Raw genomic sequence first — 14970 nt, 5'->3', positions numbered from 1 at the left:
CCCAGATATCTGCGCGATACCTGTAGGAGCGGCCTTGTGCCGCGAAGGGCTGCAAAGCAGCCCCAGTTAACGCAACAACAATCGATCAGTCGTTGACGCTCACAACCCGCCCCACCTTCTCCGCCGCCTTGCCGCGAGTCGCCAGGCAGTAGTACAGCGGCACCGTCACCAACAGCCCGAACAGCCACGAAAGGTCGGCCCCTTCGACGATGTTCGAATACGGCCCCACATACAGCGACGTGTTGGCAAACGGCAACTGCACCAGGATGCCGCAGGCATAGGCAATGATCGCGTGGTGGTTGAAGCGGCCATAGATACCGCCGTCGGCACGGAAGATCGATGCGATGTCGTACTGGCCCTTCTTGATCAGGTAGAAGTCGATCAGGTTGATCGAAGCCCACGGCACCAACACCAGCAGCAGTGCCAGGATCAGGCCGATGAACTGGCCGATGAAGCCTGCCGAGGCATTCAACGCCACCATCGCGCAACCCACCAGGATGACCGACGCCAGGATCACCCGTACCTTGATGCTCGGCGTCCACTCGGCGATGAAGGTCTGGATCGCGGTGACGATCGAAAGCACCGCGCCATACAGGTTGAGGGCGTTGTGGCTGATGATGTTGAACAGAAACAGCACCATCAGGATCGGACCCAGCCAGCCGGTGGCCTGCTTGACCGCGTCCATCGCGTCGGTGCCTTCCGGCACGCACAGCACCGCGATCGCACCGAAGCTGAAACACAGGATGGTGCCCAGCGTGGCACCGAAGTAGGTGGCCCAAAACGGCTTGGCGATGCCCACTTCACGCGGCAGGTAGCGCGAGTAGTCGGAGGTGTACGGCGAGAAGCTGATCTGCCAGATGATGCCCAGCGACACGGTGGCGATGAAGCCCGACAGGTTGAAAGCACCGCGACTGAAGAAGTCGGCAGGCAGCGCCTGGACGAACATCATGATGAAGCCGGCCAGCAGCGCCGAACCCATCACCCAGGTCCCGATGCGGTTGAGGATGTGGATGAAGCGGTAGCCGATCACGCCGATGGCCGTCGCACTCAGGGCACCGATCACGATCGCGCCCGGCATCGGCACGCTCGGGGCGATGCCGTGGATGGTCTTGCCCGCCAGGACGATGTTGGAAATGAAGAAACCGACATAGATCAGCGCGGTGAAGAACACGATCAGCAAGGCGCCGTAGCGACCGAACTGGCCACGGCTCTGGACCATCTGCGGAATGCCCAGCTGCGGTCCCTGCGCAGAGGCAAGGGCAATGAACACGCCCCCGATCATATGACCCAGCACGATTGCGATCAGCCCCCACAACAGGTTCAGGTGGAACACCTGGACCACCATGGCGCCGGTGACGATGGGCAGTGGCGCGATGTTGGTACTGAACCAGAGGGTGAACAGGTCGCGCGCCTTCCCATGGCGCTCGGCAGGTGGAACGTAATCGACCGTGTGATTCTCGACAAACTGGTGTTGCGACGACGGTTGGGACATAGGATTCAGCTCGAAAGGTCGTTTTTATCTTTGTAAGGAAACCGCATCTAGGCGGCCTCTCAGCTGCGGACCATATTATGGTATTCCAAACTTTTGACAACACTGATCCGCAGTAAAAAACGCCCGCTGATCTGCTCGCGCAACCCCTGCGACAAACCGTCTCACCGCTCGACCCCACGGTTTACGCGGCGTTGAGCCGTTCATCGTGAAAAACCAGGGCTGAAAATTCCGCTTGCAAAATAGGTATTACGGTATACCATCAGACACATCAACGATAAAAACCGCGGACCACCGCAGCCTTTTAGAGGTACTTTCAGATGATCGACGCAACCGTCTACAAGAACGTCCTGGGCTCCTTCCCGTCCGGCGTTACCGTCATCACCACCCTGGACGACGACGGCTCGGTCGTCGGCCTGACCGCCAGCGCCTTTTCCTCCCTGTCGATGGACCCGCCGCTGGTGCTGTTCTGCCCCAACTACACCTCCGACTCCTACCCCGTGCTGATCAAGCAGAAGCGCTTCGCCATTCACCTGCTCTCCGGTGAACAGCAGGCCCAGGCCTATGCGTTCGCGAAAAAGGGCAAGGACAAGGCCGCTGGCATCGAGTGGTCCTTGAGCGGGCTGGGCAACCCCATCCTGGCCGGCGCCACCGCCGTCATCGAATGCGAACTGTGGCGCGAATACGAAGGTGGCGACCACGCCATCATGGTCGGCAAGGTGCACAACCTGATCGTCCCTGAAGAAGCCCCACGGCCGATGGTCTACTGCCGCGGCAAGATGGCCAGCCTGCCGGCCTTCGCCTGAAGCCTATCCTGAATCGAGACACCTGGCGCCTGCCCTGGCCGGCGCCTGACACTTTCAAGCGTTGAGGAATGCCCCATGAAATTTTCGTTGTTCGTGCACATGGAACGTTGGGATGAACAGGTCAGCCACCGCCAGCTGTTCGAAGACCTGACCGAACTGACCCTGATGGCCGAGCACGGCGGTTTCAGCACCGTGTGGATCGGCGAACACCACGCCATGGAATACACCATCTCGCCAAGCCCGATGCCGCTGCTGGCCTACCTGGCCGCGCGCACCGAGAAGATCCGCCTGGGTGCCGGCACCATCATCGCGCCGTTCTGGAACCCGATCCGCGTCGCCGGCGAATGCGCCCTGCTCGACGTGATCAGCAACGGTCGCATGGAAGTGGGCCTGGCCCGTGGCGCCTACCAGTTCGAATTCGACCGCATGGCCAATGGCATGCCGGCCACCGACGGCGGCAAGGCCCTGCGTGAAATGGTGCCGTTGGTGCGCAAACTGTGGGAAGGCGACTACGCCCATGAAGGCGAAGTCTACAAGTTCCCGACCTCCACCAGCGTACCGAAACCGTTCAACGCCACCCCGCCGATGTGGATCGCCGCGCGCGACCCGGACTCGCACAACTTCGCCGTGGCCAACGGCTGCAACGTCATGGTCACCCCGTTGATGAAGGGCGACGAAGAAGTGCTGGACCTGAAGAACAAGTTCCAGGCCGCCTGCGACAACAACCCGGACGTGCCGCGCCCGCAACTGATGGTGCTGCGCCACACCCACGTGCACAGCCCGGCCGAGCCCGACGGCTGGAAGGTCGGCGCCCAAGCCATCTCGCGCTTCTACCGCACCTTCGATGCCTGGTTCGGCAACAAGACCACCCCGGTCAATGGCTTCCTCGAGCCAAGCCCTGAGTCGAAGTTCGCCGAGGTGCCGGCATTCCAGTTGGAGAACATCCGCAAGAACACCATGATCGGCACGCCGGAAGAGATCATCGCGCGGATCAAGTACTACCAGGAACTGGGCGTCGACGAGTTCAGCTTCTGGTGCGACAACAGCCTGCCTCACGCCGAGAAGAAGAAGTCGCTCGAGCTGTTCATCAAGGAAGTGGTGCCGGCGTTCGCCTGAATTCCCATTACCTGAGTCGTTGCGGGACGCGCCCGCTCCCGTGGGCCTTGTGGCCTGCGTGAGCGGGCTTTTTTGTGGTGTCTGTGCTGGCCCCTTCGCGGGTGAACCCGCTCCTACAGGTACAGCACATACCGTCAGGGCTTCGGCGCACCTGTAGGAGCGGGTTCACCCGCGAAGAGGCCAGCACAGACACCAGAGAATTCAGGGGATCAGCCCACCTTTCGTCCCCCAGCAAGAGATTTTTCGACCCCCCTCTTGCGCAACAAATATTATGGTATACCATCAGACAACAAGAGCTGATAACCCTCACCAGGAGCCACCCATGAGTTTCGAAATCCGCAAGATCGTCACCTACTCCGAAGAGACCCGCATCGAAGGCGGCAAGGCCACCGACAAACCGGTGACCATGGTCGGCCTGGCCGTCGTGATCAAGAACCCATGGGCCGGTCGCGGTTTCGTTGAAGATCTGAAGCCGGAAATCCGCGCCAACTGCTCGGACCTGGGTGCCCTGATGGTCGAGCGCCTGACTGCCGCCATCGGCGGTGCCGACAAGATTGAGGCCTACGGCAAGGCTGCCGTGGTCGGTGCCGACGGCGAGATCGAGCACGCCTCCGCGGTGATCCACACCCTGCGCTTCGGCAACCACTACCGCGAAGCGGTACAGGCCAAGAGCTACCTGAGCTTCACCAACAAACGCGGCGGCCCGGGCACCTCGATCCAGATCCCGATGATGCAGAAGGACGACGAAGGCCTGCGTTCGCACTACATCACCCTGGAAATGCAGATCGAAGACGCCCCACGTGCCGACGAGATCGTCGTGGTCCTGGGCGCTGCCGACGGCGGCCGCCTGCACCCACGCATCGGCAACCGCTACATCGACCTGGAAGAACTGGCTGCCGAGAAAGCCAACGCTCAATAACGACAACCAGACGGGCCGGGGCGTTGCGTGCAAGCGCCACGCCCGACCTTCAAGGAGCGCCCTCCATGATTCAGCCTGTCGCTGAACGTACACCGGCCGGGACCAGCTATCTGGACCAAGGCCATGGCCAACCCGTGGTACTGATCCACGGCGTGGGCCTGAACAAGGAAATGTGGGGCGGGCAGTTCGTCGGCCTGGCCAACGACTACCGCGTCATCGCCTACGACATGCTCGGCCACGGCCAGAGCGCGCTGCCTGCTGCCGACACCGGCCTGGAAGGCTACGCCGCCCAGCTCGCCGAACTGCTCGACCACCTGCAGATCAAGCAGGCCACCGTGATCGGTTTCTCCATGGGTGGCCTGGTCGCTCGCGCCTTCGCCCTCCACTACCCGCAGCGCCTGGCCGCGCTGGTGGTGCTCAACAGCGTGTTCAACCGCACCCCCGAGCAGAGTGCCGGGGTCATCGCCCGCGCCGCCCAGGCGGCTGAACAGGGGCCCGACGCCAACGTCGACGCCGCACTGGATCGCTGGTTCAGCCGTGAATACAAGGCCGCCAACCCGGCCCAGGTCGCGGCGATTCGCCAGGTGCTGGCGAACAACGACCCGCAGGGCTACCACACCACGTATTCGCTGTTCGCCACCCAGGACATGTACCGCGCAGGCGACCTGGGCAGCATCCAGGTGCCGACGCTGATCGCCACCGGGGAACTCGACGCCGGCTCCACCCCGGCCATGACCCGCCAACTGGCCGCCAGCATTCCTGGCGCGCGAAGCGTGGTCCTCGCCGAGCAACGGCATATGATGCCGGTCGAAGCTCCGCGTGAAGTCAACAAGATGCTGCTGGACTTCCTCAAGGAAGCCCGCACCCTCACCGAATCCGCCAAGGGGATTGTTGCATGACCCTCGTTCGTTTCCAGATGTGCATCGACGGCCAATGGCTCGATGCCCAGAGCGGCAAGACCTTCGACAGCCTCAACCCGGCCACTGCCCAGGCCTGGGCGCAACTGCCCGACGCCGACGAAGCCGATGTCGAACTGGCCGTGCAGGCCGCCCAACGCGCCTTCGACAGCAAGGCCTGGCGCAGCATCAGCGCCACCGCGCGCGGCAAACTGCTGCGTCGCCTGGGTGACCTGATCGCCGAGAACAAGGAACACCTGGCGCAGCTGGAAAGCCGTGACAACGGCAAGCTGATCCGCGAGACCCGCGGCCAGGTCGGTTACCTGCCGGAGTTCTTCCATTACACCGCAGGCCTGGCCGACAAGCTCGAAGGCGGCACTCTGCCGCTGGATAAACCAGACCTGTTCGCCTACACCGTGCACGAGCCGATAGGCGTGGTGGCCGGGATCATCCCGTGGAACAGCCCCCTGTACCTGACCGCGATCAAACTCGCCCCGGCCCTGGCCGCCGGCAACACCATCGTGCTCAAGCCTTCCGAGCACGCTTCGGCGACCATCCTCGAACTGGCCCGCCTGGCTCTGGAGGCCGGCTTCCCGGCGGGCGTGGTCAACGTCGTCACCGGCTACGGCCCGAGCACCGGCGCCGCCCTCACCCGCCACCCGCTGGTACGCAAGATCGCCTTCACCGGCGGCGCCGCCACTGCCCGCCACGTGGTACGCAGCAGCGCTGAGAATTTCGCCAAGCTGTCGCTCGAGCTAGGCGGCAAGTCGCCCAACATCATCTTCGCCGACGCCGACCTGGACAGCGCCATCAATGGCGCGGTGGCAGGCATCTACGCCGCCTCGGGGCAAAGCTGCGTGGCAGGCTCGCGCCTGCTGGTGCAGGACGAGATCTTCGATGAGTTCGTCGAGCGCCTGATCGCCCGCGCCAAGCGCATCCGCATCGGCAACCCACAGGACGACGCCAGCGAGATGGGCCCCATGGCCACCGCGCAACAGCTGGCGGTGGTCGAAGGCCTGGTCGCGGCGGCCAAGGCCGAGGGCGCCAAGCTGCACATGGGTGGCAAGCGCGCCGAAGTCGAGGGTGACGGTTGGTTCTACGAGCCTACCCTGTTCGAGTGCGACAGCAATTCGATGACCATCATGCAGGAAGAGGTGTTCGGCCCGGTCGCTGCGGTGATCCGCTTCAAGACCGAGGAAGAGGCCCTGGAAATCGCCAACGACTCGCAGTTCGGCCTGGCCGCCGGTATCTGGACCCGCGACCTGGGCCGCGCCCATCGCCTGGCCCGTGACGTGCGGTCCGGGATCATCTGGGTCAACACCTACCGCGCGGTCTCGGCCATGGCGCCGATCGGGGGCTTCAAGAACAGCGGCTACGGCCGCGAGAGCGGCATCGACTCGGTGCTCGCCTATACCGAGCTGAAGACCGTGTGGATCAACCTGTCCACCGCGCCGATGCCCGACCCGTTTGTGATGCGCTGAGAGGTAGCACGAAAATGATCGAACCCGGCATCTACAAAGACGTGATGGGCTCCTTCCCGTCCGGCGTCACGGTGGTCACCACCCTGGACGCCGACGGCGGCATCGTCGGCATCACCGCCAGCGCCTTCAGCGCGCTGTCGATCGACCCGGCGCTGGTGCTGTTCTGCCCCAACTACGCCTCCGACACCTACCCGATCCTGCGTGACAGCAAGCGCTTCGCGATCCACCTGCTGTCCGCCGACCAGACCGCCGAGGCTTACGCCTTCGCCGGCAAGGGCAAGGACAAGGCCAAAGGCATCGAGTGGCACCTGAGCGAGCTGGGTAACCCTCTGCTGCCCAAGGCGACGGCGATCATCGAATGCGAACTGTGGCGCGAATACGACGGTGGCGATCATGCGATCATCGTCGGCGCGGTGAAGAACCTGGTGCTGCCGGCCGAGCCGGTGACGCCCATGGTGTACCACAAGGGCAAGCTGGGCGGCCTGCCGCCGCTGGGCTGAACCTGAAATCGGTGTTGGCTTCTTCGCGGGTAAACCCGCTCCTACAGGTATTGCATTGGTCCTCCCTGTAGGAGCGGGCTTACCCGCGAAGAAGCCAACACCGATGTCCCTGTTTCAATTCCGGAGTACTGCGCATGAGCAATGAAAAGTACGAGAAAGGCCTGCAGATCCGCACCCAGGTGCTGGGCGAGGAATACGTCAATCGCTCGATCCAGAACGCCGACGAATTCACCAAACCCCTGCAGGAACTGGTGACCGAGTACTGCTGGGGCCACGTCTGGGGCCGCGAAGGCCTCTCGCTGAAAGAGCGCAGCATGATAAACTTGGCCATGATTTCCGCGCTCAACCGGCCCCACGAGCTCAAGCTGCACATCCGCGGCGCCTTGCGTAATGGCCTGAGCCGTGAACAGATTCGCGAGATCCTGCTCCAAGTTGGCATTTATTGCGGCGTGCCTGCGGCGGTGGACAGTTTCCGCCTGGCCCGCGAAGCGTTCGCCGAAGCCGACGCGGAGTCAACCCGTTAACAGCGGGCTGTTCGAACCATTGCAAGGAGCACCCGTGGTTCGCGGTGCTCCGGCCCTGGCTGCGTACAGCCTCATTCAGAGCGCACTTGATGAAACGCCAGCCCCTCGACGACAGCTTCAAGGTCAACCGCAACCCCGTTACCCTGCGTGAAATCGTGCTCGACAAGCTGCGTGGCGCGATCATGAACTTCCACCTGCTGCCTGGCGACCGCCTGGTCGAGCGCGACCTCTGCGACCGTCTCGGCGTCAGCCGCACCTCGGTCCGCGAGGCCCTGCGCCACCTCGAGTCTGAAGGGCTGGTGGAGTTCGCCGACGCCAAGGGCCCGCGCGTGGCCATCATCACCCTTGAAGACGCCCGCGACATCTACGAATTGCGCTGCGTGCTCGAAGGCCTGATCGTCCAGCTGTTCACCCTCAACGCCAAGGCCAAGGACATCCGTGCCCTGGAGCGTGCGCTGGAGGTCAACCGCGAAGCCCTGGAAGAAGGCGAGCTGCAACAAGTGCTGGATTCGGTGCAAGGCTTCTACGATGTGCTCCTGGAAGGCTCCGGCAACCAGGTCGCGGCCCAGCAGTTGCGCCAGTTGCAAGCGCGCATCAGCTACCTGCGCGCCACCTCGGTGTCGCAGGAGAACCGCCGCGGCGCCAGCAACCGTGAGATGGAAAAGATCGTCGAGGCGATCAAGGGGGGCGACCCGCTGGTGGCCCACCAGGCTTCGGTCGATCACGTCCGCGCCGCCGCCAAGGTGGCCCTGGACTACCTGCGCCAGAAGCAGGACGGCAACACCAAGGTGCGCGACATGGTCGAGCCCCTGGCCCTTAAGGACCCACGTATCTAAGACCCGTATAGGCCGCTGACCATGCCCAACGCCCCGCGCTACTGCCCACACTGCACCACGGAACTGGCTCGGGGCGTTCCCACAGGCGACACCCACGAGCGCCTGCACTGCACCGGCTGCGGCTACATCCACTACATCAACCCGAAGATCATCGCCGGCTGCATCATCGAGCGCGAAGGCAAGTACCTGCTGTGCCAGCGTGCCATCCCTCCCCGCCCGGGCACCTGGACCCTGCCGGCCGGCTTCATGGAAGCCGGAGAAACCACCGAACAGGCGGCGCTGCGTGAAGTCTGGGAAGAAAGCGGCGTGCGTGGCGAAATCGTCTCGCCCTACTCGATCTTCAGCGTGCCGCAGATCAGCGAGGTGTACATCATCTTTCGCGCCATCGCCACCGAGGAAACCGGGCAGTATGGGCCCGAGACCCTGGCCTACAAGTTCTTCGAGCCCGACGAGATCCCCTGGGAAGAAATCTACTACCCGGCCATCCGCCAGATCCTCGAGCGGTATATCCTCGAACGCCAGGCCGGGGTGTATGGCATTTACATGGGCAATGACGACACCGGCAAGGTGCATTTCATGCGCTGAGCCGTCGCGGCGCTGGTAAAGCAGCTGGCTGACAGTGCACTCTAGTAAGCCCAAGGCAAGGATTCGGCAAAGCACATGGCTAGATGGCTAGACGGCGGCGGCGCGATGGCCGAGCGCATACGCAACCACGACTGGGCCGCCACGCCCCTCGGCCCGCTGGAACAGTGGCCCGATGTGCTCAAGACCACCGTCGCGCTGTGCATGGGCTCGCATTTCCCCCAGGCGGTGATGTGGGGGCCTGACCTGCTCACCCTGCACAACGATGCGTTCGCCCCCATCCTCGGCAACAAGCCACTGGCGTTGGGCCGGCCCTTCAGCGAAATCTGGCAGGAGGCATGGAACGAGATCCGCAGCATCGCCGAGCGCGCCCTGGCCGGCGAGGCCGTGTTCATCCAGGATTTCCCGCTGACCATCGACCGCAACGGCGCCCCCGAGCGCGCCTATTTCACCTTCTGCTACAGCCCGATCCGTGACCAGGACGGCAATGTGCTGGGCTTGATCGATACCGTGACCGAAACCACCGCCAGCGTGCTCGCCAACCAACGCTTGAGCTTTCTCGACAATCTGAGCCGGGCCGTGGACAGCGCCACCGACGCCGACCAGATCATGGCCATCACCACACGCCTGCTCGGCGAGCACCTGCGCTTGTCCAGTTGCGCCTATGCGGTGATGGACCCGGACGAAGACGGCTTCATCATCTGCGGTGACTGGGTGGCGCCGGGCTCCCCGCACTTGCTTGGCCAGTACCGCCTGGCCGACTTCGGCGCGCTGGCGGTGCAACGCCTGAAGGCAGGCCTGCCACTGGTGATCAACGACAACCTGCAGGAAATCGCCGCCAGCGAGGCGGCGACCTTCCAGGCCATGGGCATCACCGCGGTCGTTTGCATGCCGTTGATCAAGGGCGGGCGCCTGACCGCGCTGATGGCCATCCACGACAAGCAACCGCGGACCTGGAGCGCCTACGAGCAATCGTTGATCGGCCACGTCACCGAGCGCTGCTGGGCGCACATCCAGCCGGTCCAGGCCAATGCCGAGCTGCGCGACGCCATGGCGGCACTGGAAGGGCTGAACTCGACCCTGGAACAGCGGGTCGAGGAACGTACCGCCCAGTTGCAACATACCGAGGCTGTGCTGCGCCAGACCCAGAAGCTCGAGGCCATCGGCCAGTTGACGGGCGGCGTGGCCCACGACTTCAACAACCTGCTGACCATCATCCGCTCATCGCTGCACTTCCTGCAGCGCGCCAATCTTGATGAACCGCTGCGCCAGCGCTACCTCAAGACTGTGTCCGATACGGTCGACCGCGGCGCCAAGCTGACCGGCCAACTGCTCGCCTTCGCCCGGCGCCAGGCCTTGAGCCCGGAAGTGTTCGAGGCCGGCGAGCGGTTGCAGGCCATCGCCGAGATGCTCGACACCACCACCGGTGCCCGGATCCACGTCGCCCTGACCTTGCCCCAGGCACCGTGCTACGTCCACGCCGACCTCAGCCAACTGGAAACCGCCGTCATCAACCTGATGCTCAATGGCCGCGACGCCATGAGTGGCCAGGGCACCCTGCACCTGAGCCTGCTGCCTGCCCAGCGCCTGCCCAGCCTGCGTGGCCAGCCTGCGCAGGCCGGCCCCTTCGTGGCGATATCGCTGCGCGACAGCGGCGTGGGCATTGGCAGTGATCTGCTGGATCGGATCTTCGATCCCTTCTTCACCACCAAGGCGCCCGGCGAGGGTACGGGCCTGGGCTTGTCCCAGGTGTTTGGCTTCGCCAAGCAGTCCGGTGGCGACGTACAGGTGCTCAGCACGCCGGGCGCAGGCACCGAGTTCACCCTGTACCTGCCGCAGGTGGCGGCACCGGCCGAGCAACCTCTCAAGCCACTCGAGCACCCGACGCAGCCCCAGGCGGCCCCGACGCACAGGCACATCCTGGTGGTAGAGGACAACCCTGAGGTAGGCCGGTTCATCGCCCAGATTCTCGAAGATCACGGCTATCAGGTGTGCTGGGCGAACTCGGGCGAAGAGGCGCTGCTGCAGTTGGCCGATGACGACGATCGGTTCGACGCGGTGTTTTCCGACGTGCTGATGCCGGGCATGGGCGGACTCGCACTGGCCAGGATACTGCGTGAGCGCCGACCGACGCTGCCGGTGATCCTCACCTCAGGCTACAGCGATGCAATCGCCGAAGGTGGCCATCAGGGATTTGCCTTCCTGGCCAAGCCCTATTCGGCCGAGCAGGTCTGCCAGGCACTGGGCGCGGTGTTGAACGACTAGCGTTTGTACCAAGAACCCTAGCCTCTGGGCGCCAGCAAGTGCGCCAGGCTATGTGCCAGTTCCTCGCCGCGAAACGGCTTGCGCAATACCTCGAAGCCCTTCAGCTCACGGGGGGTGAGGTTGGCGTAGCCGGTGATGATCAGCACCGGTAGCTCGGGTTGACGCAGCCGCAGGCTCTGGGCGAAGCGCACGCCGGTCATGTCGGCCATGATGTGGTCGGTCACCAGCACATCAGCGCGCAGCCCCTGCTCCACCAACTGCAGCGCAGCGCCAGCGCTGGACGCCTCGACCACCTCATAACCCAGGTCGGCCAGTTGCAATGCCGTGGCGTGGCGGACGATGGCCTCGTCATCCACCAGCAGTACCCGGCTGCAGCGCTCGGCCAACGGCAATTCGACCGGCGCACTGACCGGAGAAGTCGCGGCGCCCTCACTGACCGGCAACCACAGGGTCGCCTCGGTGCCCTGACCAGGGCGGGAACGAATGGCGAAGCCACCGCCCGACTGCATGGCCAGGCCCTGGACCATCGGCAGGCCCAGGCCAGTGCCCTTGCCCACGCCCTTGGTCGAATAGAACGGCTCGACACAGCGACGCAATTGCTCCTCGTCCATGCCACAACCACTGTCGCTGACTTGCAGCCAGGCCTGGGTCGTTGCCGCCAGCCCAGGGGGAACAGCCGGCCCGCCGCTGCCGACGCCGGCGGCAATGCGCAATGTGCCGCCATCGGCCATGGCGTCGCGGGCATTGACCACCAGGTTGAGCAGGGCCAGTTCCAGCTGGTGTGGGTCGACCACCACCGCCGGCAAGGCCGGGTCGAGCTGCAACTGCACGGTGATGGTCGGGCCGAGTGAGCGCGCCATCAGCTCGCGCATGTCCTCGACCAGCGCTGCCAACGAGATCGCCTGTGGCTTCAGGGTCTGGCGTCGGGCAAAGCTGAGCAGGCGCCCGACCAGGTTGCGCGCGCGCTCGGCCGCTTGCAGGCCGCCATCGATCAGGCGCGGCGCACGCTCGGAATGAGGGTGGCGGCGCATCAGCTCGAACGAGGCGATGATCGGTGTGAGCATGTTGTTGAGGTCGTGGGCGATGCCGCCGGTCAACTGGCCGATCATTTCCAGCTTGTGCGCCTCGTGCAGTTGCTGCAGCGCCGCCTCACGCTCGGCGAGGGCCGCCACCACGCGCTCCTCGAGGTTTTCGTTGAGCAGGTGCAGCGCGCGCTCGGCGCGGGCATGGGAGATGGCCGCCCAGGCCTGCTTGGCGGCTTCTTCCAGTAGTTGGCATTCGTCCTCGTGGCACTGGCGCGGCGCGCAAAAATGCACCCCCAGCATCGCCTCCAGGCGCCCGGCGCGCAACACCGGAACATGCAGGGATGCGCTCAGTCCGGTCTGTTGCGCCATCGTGCCGTCGTATGCCTGCTGCACCACCTGCCCCGCCAGCAACTGCTCGCGCAAGGTGCTGCCGAATGCCTGGTAGCAGTGCTGGCCAACCAGCGACGGCACGCCCTCGGCCCAATCCTGGGTGACCCGGAAGCTGATGTCATCTCCCAGGTCCTCGCCAAAGCACACCCGCGCCGCGCCCATCTGCTCGGCCAGGCGGCGCACCGTATAGGCTTCGATCCGTTCTGCTTCGCCAAGGCCCGGCAAGGTCTGGCCCAACTCCAGCAAGAACGCCTGGTGCTGCTGGAAGCGCACCCGCTCGGTGGTGTCGGTCACCAGGCACAGTACGCCGCCGACCGAGCCGTCGGCCTCGCGTACGGCGGAATAGGACACATCGAAGTACACGGTCTCGCCCAACCCACGACGTTCGATGTAGAAGGCCCGGTCCTTGGCCGCATAGGTCTGGCCGGTCTCGCGCACGCCGCGCAGCAGCGGTTCGAGGTCATCCCACAGTTCCTTCCAGTGTTCCTGCGCAGGCTGCCCCAGGGCGTGGGGATGCTTGGTGCCGATGGTCGGTGCGTAGGCTTCGTTGTACAGCGCCACGTAGGCACTGCCCCAGAACAGCACGAACTGGGCCTGGGCCGGCAGTAGCGTGGCCATCACCGCTTGCAGGTGCGGGGACCAACCGGCAGGTGGGCCCAGGGGCGATTCGCTCCAGTCCATCGCACGCAGCAGGTGACCGATGGCTCCCCCGTTGGACAGGAAGCTCAGCTTAGGGTCAGCGAGGTCGGTTTCTGGTTGTTGCAGCAATACCATTTCTGGGCGTCCCGAGCACATTGCCATCCATCTGTGGATAGGAGATGCGCGTTAAACAAATCGTTCCACCCGCTGCGGCAAAACGATCAACGGAACGTCCCGTTCAGCGGCTAGCCTATCTGCGCCGCCACCAGACCCACGGCGACCAGGATCATCGCCGCCCCCGATACCCGGCCTACCCACCTGGCGGCTTGCGGTCGGCTGGCGAGCACCGCCTTGGCGCCATAGCCCACCAGCGAATAGACGATCAACGAGCTACACAGGTGCACCAGGCCCAGCAGCAGGATCTGCAGCGGCAACGGCCAATTCGACTGCGGGTCGGTGAACTGCGGCAGCAGGGCCAGGAACAGCAGGAACACCTTGGGGTTGAGGCCACTCACGCAGAAACCCTTGAACGCCCAGCGCGAGCCTGTCTCGCCCGCCTCGCTGCGCGCAGCTTGCGGCACTGCCGGGCTGAGCATCAGGTTGCCACCGAGCCAGACCAGATAGCAGGCACCGGCCATGGTCAGCAGGGTCAGCGCCAGTGGATGGCCGGCGATCAGGCTACCCACCCCAGCCGCTACCACCAGGGTCGCCAGCAAGTGCCCGGAGAGCATCCCCGCCACTGCAGGCATCACCCAACGCCCGCGCATGCCTGCCGATATGGCATAGGCCCAGTCGGCACCGGGGGTGATGACGAACAACATCGATACGGCCCAGAACGCCGTCAATACACTGATTGCCACTTGGGTCTTCCTTCACGGGGCGGGTACGTGAAGAAAGCCTACGCATTTCGCGCGGGGAATTTCTTTCGTATATTGCCTCTCATTCACCAATCACTGGAAGATTCTTCTCAATGGACCGCACCGACCGCAAGATCCTTGCCGAACTGCAAAAAGACGGGCGCCTGTCCGTGACCGACCTGGCCGAACGCGTGGGCCTGAGCCTGTCGCCCTGCCATCGGCGGCTCAAGGCACTGGAGGAGTCCGGCGCCATCCTCGGCTACCACGCGCGCCTGGCCCCGGCGGCGCTGGGGTTGAACTTCGCCGCGCTGGTATTCGTGACCCTGCGCGAGGTGACCCGCCAGCCGGTGGCGGATTTCGAGGCGGCACTGGGCGAGATCCCGCAGATCGTCGAGGCGCAGCGGCTGTTCGGCGACCCGGACTACCTGCTGCATGTGGTGGCCAAGGACCTGCCGGCGTTCCAGAAGCTGTACGACGAACAGTTGACCAGCATTCCCAATGTGAAACGGCTGAGTTCGACGCTGGTGATGAAAGAGGTGATTCAGGATCGGCTGTTGCCGATGTAGATTTTTTTCCAGTGCCGGCCTCTTCGCGGGTAAACCCGCTCCTACACGGGAAATGAGATCCTGGAGGAGCGGGTTTACC

At 64.3% G+C, this 14970-nt stretch carries 14 protein-coding genes; 11 read left to right on the top strand and 3 right to left on the bottom strand.

Going from position 1 to position 14970, the window contains the following annotated elements; translation table 11 throughout:
* Positions 1-85: 85 nt before the first annotated feature.
* Positions 86-1492, bottom strand: coding sequence for a purine-cytosine permease family protein (locus IAE37_RS21135; protein WP_201176627.1), 1407 nt, complete (start codon positions 1490-1492; stop codon positions 86-88).
* Positions 1493-1809: 317 nt separating this feature from the next.
* Between IAE37_RS21135 and IAE37_RS21130 the strand changes: the two genes are divergently transcribed.
* The 10 genes from IAE37_RS21130 (at position 1810) to IAE37_RS21085 (ending at position 11414) form a co-directional block, all read left to right on the top strand.
* Positions 1810-2295: a flavin reductase family protein gene (locus IAE37_RS21130; RefSeq protein ID WP_201176625.1), complete on the top strand. Its 486-nt coding sequence runs from the start codon at positions 1810-1812 to the stop codon at positions 2293-2295.
* A gap of 75 nt (positions 2296-2370) precedes the next feature.
* On the top strand, positions 2371-3411 hold the full coding sequence (locus IAE37_RS21125; RefSeq protein ID WP_201176624.1) for an LLM class flavin-dependent oxidoreductase: 1041 nt from the start codon (positions 2371-2373) through the stop codon (positions 3409-3411).
* A 322-nt stretch (positions 3412-3733) separates the two neighbouring features.
* On the top strand, positions 3734-4330 hold the full coding sequence (locus IAE37_RS21120; RefSeq protein WP_016715710.1) for an amino acid synthesis family protein: 597 nt from the start codon (positions 3734-3736) through the stop codon (positions 4328-4330).
* Between the two features lie 65 nt (positions 4331-4395).
* On the top strand, positions 4396-5229 hold the full coding sequence (locus tag IAE37_RS21115) for an alpha/beta fold hydrolase (protein ID WP_201176623.1): 834 nt from the start codon (positions 4396-4398) through the stop codon (positions 5227-5229).
* Entirely contained in the window at positions 5226-6707 is a 1482-nt protein-coding gene (locus IAE37_RS21110; protein ID WP_201176622.1) for an aldehyde dehydrogenase, read from the top strand. Before IAE37_RS21115 ends, IAE37_RS21110 begins: the two co-directional genes overlap by 4 nt.
* A gap of 14 nt (positions 6708-6721) precedes the next feature.
* Complete coding sequence (locus IAE37_RS21105; protein WP_201176621.1) at positions 6722-7207, top strand: flavin reductase family protein; 486 nt, start codon at positions 6722-6724, stop codon at positions 7205-7207.
* Positions 7208-7341: 134 nt separating this feature from the next.
* Positions 7342-7731 carry a carboxymuconolactone decarboxylase family protein gene (locus IAE37_RS21100; RefSeq protein WP_152957680.1) on the top strand — a complete coding sequence of 130 codons (390 nt, stop codon included), beginning with the start codon at positions 7342-7344 and terminating at the stop codon, positions 7729-7731.
* Between the two features lie 89 nt (positions 7732-7820).
* A complete protein-coding gene (locus IAE37_RS21095; RefSeq protein ID WP_201176620.1) occupies positions 7821-8567 on the top strand; it encodes a GntR family transcriptional regulator in 747 nt (248 codons plus the stop codon).
* 21 nt (positions 8568-8588) lie between these two features.
* Positions 8589-9152 carry an NUDIX hydrolase gene (locus tag IAE37_RS21090; protein WP_201176619.1) on the top strand — a complete coding sequence of 188 codons (564 nt, stop codon included), beginning with the start codon at positions 8589-8591 and terminating at the stop codon, positions 9150-9152.
* 75 nt (positions 9153-9227) lie between these two features.
* Entirely contained in the window at positions 9228-11414 is a 2187-nt protein-coding gene (locus IAE37_RS21085; protein ID WP_201176618.1) for a GAF domain-containing hybrid sensor histidine kinase/response regulator, read from the top strand.
* Between the two features lie 17 nt (positions 11415-11431).
* Here IAE37_RS21085 and IAE37_RS21080 read toward each other — a convergent pair whose 3' ends face one another.
* Both IAE37_RS21080 and IAE37_RS21075 read right to left on the bottom strand, forming a co-directional pair.
* Positions 11432-13603 carry an ATP-binding protein gene (locus tag IAE37_RS21080; protein WP_201176616.1) on the bottom strand — a complete coding sequence of 724 codons (2172 nt, stop codon included), beginning with the start codon at positions 13601-13603 and terminating at the stop codon, positions 11432-11434.
* A gap of 110 nt (positions 13604-13713) precedes the next feature.
* The gene (locus IAE37_RS21075; RefSeq protein ID WP_201176613.1) at positions 13714-14328 is read right to left on the bottom strand and encodes a LysE family translocator; all 615 of its coding nucleotides are present in this window, start codon (positions 14326-14328) and stop codon (positions 13714-13716) included.
* 110 nt (positions 14329-14438) lie between these two features.
* Between IAE37_RS21075 and IAE37_RS21070 the strand changes: the two genes are divergently transcribed.
* Positions 14439-14891, top strand: a complete 453-nt coding sequence (locus tag IAE37_RS21070) for an Lrp/AsnC family transcriptional regulator (RefSeq protein ID WP_201176611.1) — start codon at positions 14439-14441, stop codon at positions 14889-14891.
* Positions 14892-14970: the final 79 nt, after the last annotated feature.

It is taken from the genome of Pseudomonas sp. S31 (genome assembly GCF_016648105.1).
In the GTDB taxonomy this organism is placed as follows: Bacteria; Pseudomonadota; Gammaproteobacteria; order Pseudomonadales; family Pseudomonadaceae; genus Aquipseudomonas.
The sequence above is the reverse complement of the archived record's forward strand: the minus strand, read 5'-3'. Positions and strand labels throughout refer to the sequence as shown.

Bases quoted from the DNA above. Each gene is read 5' to 3' on its own strand.
- IAE37_RS21090 (WP_201176619.1), top strand. From the start codon at position 8,589: ATGCCCAACGCCCCGCGCTACTGCCCACACTGCACCACGGAACTGGCT.
- IAE37_RS21095 (WP_201176620.1), top strand. From the start codon at position 7,821: ATGAAACGCCAGCCCCTCGACGACAGCTTCAAGGTCAACCGCAACCCC.
- IAE37_RS21070 (WP_201176611.1), top strand. From the start codon at position 14,439: ATGGACCGCACCGACCGCAAGATCCTTGCCGAACTGCAAAAAGACGGG.
- IAE37_RS21120 (WP_016715710.1), top strand. From the start codon at position 3,734: ATGAGTTTCGAAATCCGCAAGATCGTCACCTACTCCGAAGAGACCCGC.
- IAE37_RS21085 (WP_201176618.1), top strand. From the start codon at position 9,228: ATGGCTAGATGGCTAGACGGCGGCGGCGCGATGGCCGAGCGCATACGC.
- IAE37_RS21115 (WP_201176623.1), top strand. From the start codon at position 4,396: ATGATTCAGCCTGTCGCTGAACGTACACCGGCCGGGACCAGCTATCTG.
- IAE37_RS21080 (WP_201176616.1), bottom strand. From the start codon at position 13,603: ATGGTATTGCTGCAACAACCAGAAACCGACCTCGCTGACCCTAAGCTG.
- IAE37_RS21100 (WP_152957680.1), top strand. From the start codon at position 7,342: ATGAGCAATGAAAAGTACGAGAAAGGCCTGCAGATCCGCACCCAGGTG.
- IAE37_RS21105 (WP_201176621.1), top strand. From the start codon at position 6,722: ATGATCGAACCCGGCATCTACAAAGACGTGATGGGCTCCTTCCCGTCC.
- IAE37_RS21130 (WP_201176625.1), top strand. From the start codon at position 1,810: ATGATCGACGCAACCGTCTACAAGAACGTCCTGGGCTCCTTCCCGTCC.
- IAE37_RS21110 (WP_201176622.1), top strand. From the start codon at position 5,226: ATGACCCTCGTTCGTTTCCAGATGTGCATCGACGGCCAATGGCTCGAT.
- IAE37_RS21135 (WP_201176627.1), bottom strand. From the start codon at position 1,492: ATGTCCCAACCGTCGTCGCAACACCAGTTTGTCGAGAATCACACGGTC.
- IAE37_RS21125 (WP_201176624.1), top strand. From the start codon at position 2,371: ATGAAATTTTCGTTGTTCGTGCACATGGAACGTTGGGATGAACAGGTC.